Origin of the sequence: Serratia sp. (in: enterobacteria), assembly GCF_046715635.1 — a bacterium.
In the GTDB taxonomy this organism is placed as follows: domain Bacteria; phylum Pseudomonadota; class Gammaproteobacteria; order Enterobacterales; family Enterobacteriaceae; genus Chania.
Map to the genome: position 1 here is coordinate 1 of NZ_JBKJYW010000134.1, position 4,245 is coordinate 4,245.

Annotated in this window: 4 protein-coding genes; 2 read left to right on the forward strand and 2 right to left on the reverse strand. The window is 50.1% G+C overall.

All coding sequences use genetic code 11. The features are described from left to right. Nucleotides 1-2 precede the first annotated feature (2 nt). A complete protein-coding gene (locus ACLQ7H_RS06545) occupies nt 3-545 on the forward strand; it encodes a GNAT family N-acetyltransferase (protein ID WP_411751972.1) in 543 nt (180 codons plus the stop codon). A 220-nt stretch (nt 546-765) separates the two neighbouring features. Beyond that, complete coding sequence (coaA, locus tag ACLQ7H_RS06550) at nt 766-1,716, forward strand: type I pantothenate kinase (protein WP_209524246.1); 951 nt, start codon at nt 766-768, stop codon at nt 1,714-1,716. A 41-nt stretch (nt 1,717-1,757) separates the two neighbouring features. Here the strand turns inward: coaA and birA are convergent, their stop codons facing one another. After that, nucleotides 1,758-2,720, reverse strand: coding sequence for a bifunctional biotin--[acetyl-CoA-carboxylase] ligase/biotin operon repressor BirA (gene birA / locus ACLQ7H_RS06555; protein WP_411751973.1), 963 nt, complete (start codon nt 2,718-2,720; stop codon nt 1,758-1,760). Next, the gene (gene murB, locus ACLQ7H_RS06560; RefSeq protein WP_411751974.1) at nt 2,717-3,754 is read right to left on the reverse strand and encodes a UDP-N-acetylmuramate dehydrogenase; all 1,038 of its coding nucleotides are present in this window, start codon (nt 3,752-3,754) and stop codon (nt 2,717-2,719) included. The genes birA and murB overlap by 4 nt, the downstream gene beginning before the upstream one ends. Nucleotides 3,755-4,245 lie beyond the last annotated feature (491 nt).

Genomic DNA, 4,245 nt, shown 5'->3' on the forward strand with positions numbered 1-4,245 from the left:
AAATTGTTCTGATCAATGCGGCAACGCTTCCCATTTATCGCGCCGAACTGGCGCAACTGCTCACCGATGCGGTCACTCACGGGGCTTCAGTGGGTTACGACACGCAAATTCCCCACGAAGATGCCGAAAGCTACTTCCATAGCCTGCGCCCAGCGTTGGCCAAAGGAGAATTGCTATTGTGGATTGCCAGAGACGAAAGCGGCGTCATTGGTACTGTCCAACTCGCACTGTGTCAAAAGCCGAATGGCCGCAACCGGGCCGAAGTACAAAAACTGCTGGTGCATAGCCGCGCCCGCCGCTATGGAGTTGGCCAGGCATTGATGAAAACGCTGGAAAAAATGGCGCTTGAGATCCATCGCGGCCTGCTTTATCTGGACACCCAAGCCGGTTCAGCCGCCGAAGGTCTGTATCGCTCGTTGGGCTATCGTTGCCTCGGGGAAATACCAGATTACGCTGCTGCTCCCGACGGGTATTACCACCCTACTGCGGTTTACTACAAGCGGCTGTTTGCCGTTCAGCAACCTTCTCGCGCCGCCGCCAGCTGACCTGAAAACGGTATCATTACCTAGTGTTACCGCCTTGCAACAGGCCCTTTCTCAATTGCGTGCCTGTTCGCACTATTGGCAAAAACTGCCCGTAATCGACAACATTTTCGAAAAATGTCTACGCCTAAAAGCCAGCTGTCTATAATATGCAGTTTGATTATTATCTGGAGTTGGCGTCCAGCGCCTTTCCCAACCTGCGTTAACAGGCAGAATTTGGCTTATGATAAAAAGAGATCAATCTTTAGCGACGCCTTACCTTCAGTTCGATCGCAGCCAGTGGGCCGCGTTACGGGATTCGGTGCCGCTGACGCTGTCGGAAGAAGAGATTGTTAAACTCAAAGGGATTAACGAAGATCTCTCCTTGGAAGAAGTCGCGCAGATCTACTTGCCGCTCTCACGACTGCTGAACTTCTATATCAGTTCTAACCTGCGTCGCCAGGCAGTTCTGGAGCAATTCCTTGGCACCGATGGCCAACGCATTCCCTATGTGATCGGCATTGCTGGCAGCGTAGCCGTGGGTAAAAGTACCACGGCGCGTTTATTGCAGGCGTTGTTGAGCCGCTGGCCGGAACATCGTAGCGTGGAGCTGATCACCACAGACGGCTTTCTGCATCCGAACAAGGTGCTGAACGAGCGCGGCCTGATGAAGAAGAAAGGGTTCCCGCAATCCTACGATATGCATAGCCTGGTGAAATTCGTTTCGGAAGTAAAATCCGGTGCCAAACGTGTCACTGCCCCGGTTTACTCTCACCTGATCTATGACGTCGTGCCTGAAGGCAATAAAGTTATCGAACAGCCTGATATTCTGATCCTGGAAGGATTGAATGTTTTGCAAAGTGGGATGGATTATCCACACGATCCTCACCGGGTATTTGTTTCCGACTTTGTTGATTTCTCAATCTATGTCGATGCCCCTGGTGATCTATTGCAAAGCTGGTATATCAACCGCTTCCTGAAATTCCGTCAGGGTGCATTCTCCAACCCAGATTCCTATTTCCATAGCTATGCGCAGTTGCCAGAAACGGAGGCGATCAACATCGCCACTCAGCTGTGGAATGAAATTAACGGATTGAATTTACAACAAAATATCTTGCCAACTCGTGAGAGAGCCAGCTTGATTATGACTAAGAGTGCCAATCACGCAGTAGAGAATGTACGGTTACGGAAATAATCGATAACGTAAGGGAGGCCATTGGCCTCTCTTTTTTTAGCTTATTCAGCACTCCGCAAAGATATTTCACCGCCAATAAAGGGTTTAATTACCCCTTCCTGCTCAAGCAGTAATGCACCCTGCTGATCAATACCGCGGGCAATACCGAAAATCTGTTGCTCACCAATTAATAACTTAACCGGACGATCGATAAAGTTATCTAATTTACGCCAACGCGAAATAAAGGGAGCCAACCCGTCTATTTCAAATTGCCGTAATGAATTACGTAGCTCATTAAGCAATTTGGCGGCCAATTCATTACGATCGATAGTGATCCCAGCTTCCTGTAAGTTGATCCAGCGCTGATCTATCTGACTGGCGTTGGTTTCGCGCATCGCCATATTGATGCCTGCCCCCAACACTAACTGGGCTGCATCACCGGTTTTACCGGTCAGCTCAACCAGAATACCGGCTAACTTACGATCGTTAAGGTATAAATCATTTGGCCACTTCACGCGGACCTGTTCTGCCCCAAGGCGTTGCAACACTTCTGCCATCACGATGCCAATGACCAGGCTTAACCCCATCGCGGCCGCGGGCCCTTGTTCAAGACGCCAGAACATGGATAAATAAAGGTTGGCACCGAAAGGCGAAATCCACTGCCGCCCACGCCGCCCACGCCCTGCCTGCTGATACTCGGCTATACAGGCATCACCGGAAGTCAGTTCTGCAAGCCTGTCCAACAGATACTGGTTGGTTGAATCAACCACGGGCAACACCGTGACCCGCTTGTCTTCCAGTAAGCCAAGAATGCGCTCAGCATCCAGCAAGTTGATCGGCGCAGGTAGGCTATAGCCTTTCCCCGGAACCGTGAACACATCCAAACCCCATTCCCGGATGGTCTGAATATGCTTGTTAATCGCTGCGCGGCTCATTCCCAGTGACTCACCTAAATGTTCGCCAGAGTGGAATTCGCCGTCTGCCAGTAGGGAGATGATCTTCAGTGGTACTGTGGTATCTCTCATGAAATGACCTCTACGGCATCCAGCTCACCAGTAGCCCCCATAAAACGGACCTCCGGTTCTAACCAGACGTCGAATTTAGACGCTACCGTATTGCGCACGTGCCTTGCCAGTGCCACCACATCCTGGCTGCTGGCATTGTCAGCATTTACCAATACCAGGGCCTGTTGACGATGCACCGCTGCACCACCGATCTGATACCCCTTGAGTGAACACTGATCGATCAACCAACCGGCAGCCAATTTTTCTTGCCCATCCGGCTGTGGATAATGCGGCATTGCAGGATATTGGGCTAATAACGTTTTGGCAGCTTCCCCACTCACCAGCGGGTTTTTAAAGAAGCTGCCTGCATTACCCGTAATACGTGGATCTGGCAGCTTGCTGCGCCGCATGGCGCATACCGCGTCAAATACCTGCTGCGGCGTTACCGTCTTGGGATCCAGCTTGGCAAGGTCGCCGTAGTTCAGCAACGGGTTCCACTGTTTGCTAAGGCGTAAACCAACGCCCACAATCACGAAGCCTTGCTTAAGCTCATGCTTAAAAACGCTTTCCCGGTAGCCAAACTGGCAGCGTTGAGGATCCATGCGATCGATTTCACCCGTAGTCAGGTTCAGCAGGTCGACATACTCACAGACCTGCTTGAGCTCAATGCCGTACGCCCCGATATTCTGGATAGGGGCCGAACCGACCAAACCCGGGATCAATGCCAGGTTCTCCAGCCCGGGGATGCCACGTTCGAGCATCTGGCTTACCAGATGGTGCCAATTCTCTCCGGCGCTGACATGCAGATGCCAGGCGTCCTGCTCTTCCCTGACAGTAATCCCTTTTAACTGATTAATCATGACCGTACCGGCAAAATCCTCCAGGAACAGGACGTTGCTCCCTTCGCCGAGTACCAGCAGTGGCTCTTGGCGCTTTTGCGCTTGCTGCCAGGTTTTAATCATCATTTCAATTTCTTCAGCAATGACTAAATGCGCTGCGTTGACCGGGAGCGCAAAAGTATTGTGATTTTTTAAAGACGCGCTTTCAGTGGACATGATTTAAATACTCTAACGGAACAAATTACCATCTAGTCTACTCGATTCAACGCGCATGGCTATTATTTGTTTTTATTCGCTTGAACTTTCTTGTTAGCTAATAGCCTTTGTTTTTATAGAACCTAAAAATCTTCTTATAAATCAAAATAATATGAAAACCCCTTTATCTCACTTCAAGCAAAAACCTGAGTTATATAAAATCTATAGGCATTAATGATATGTATGAATTAGCCAGGCAGGTGTAGGACTAAAAATCTCATGGATATTTCCAGGTGGGAATCCGGTTTTATTTATTCGTTTACCGAATTAGGAGATAATTTAGGATAATCGGGAAATAGTCCCCTCACCCTAACCCTCTCCCACAGGGAGAGGGAACCGATCGAGTCCGCTGATTTCTCCGTGTAATGCTTCATCTTTCCTCTCTTACTCACCACTTACCGAAGCGGCACGGACTCATCAACGTCGCCGGACAGCCCCCTCTCCCCCGCACG

Coding starts and splice junctions, on each gene's coding strand:
- birA (WP_411751973.1), bottom strand. CDS start 2,720: ATGAGAGATACCACAGTACCACTGAAGATCATCTCCCTACTGGCAGAC.
- murB (WP_411751974.1), bottom strand. CDS start 3,754: ATGTCCACTGAAAGCGCGTCTTTAAAAAATCACAATACTTTTGCGCTC.
- coaA (WP_209524246.1), top strand. CDS start 766: ATGATAAAAAGAGATCAATCTTTAGCGACGCCTTACCTTCAGTTCGAT.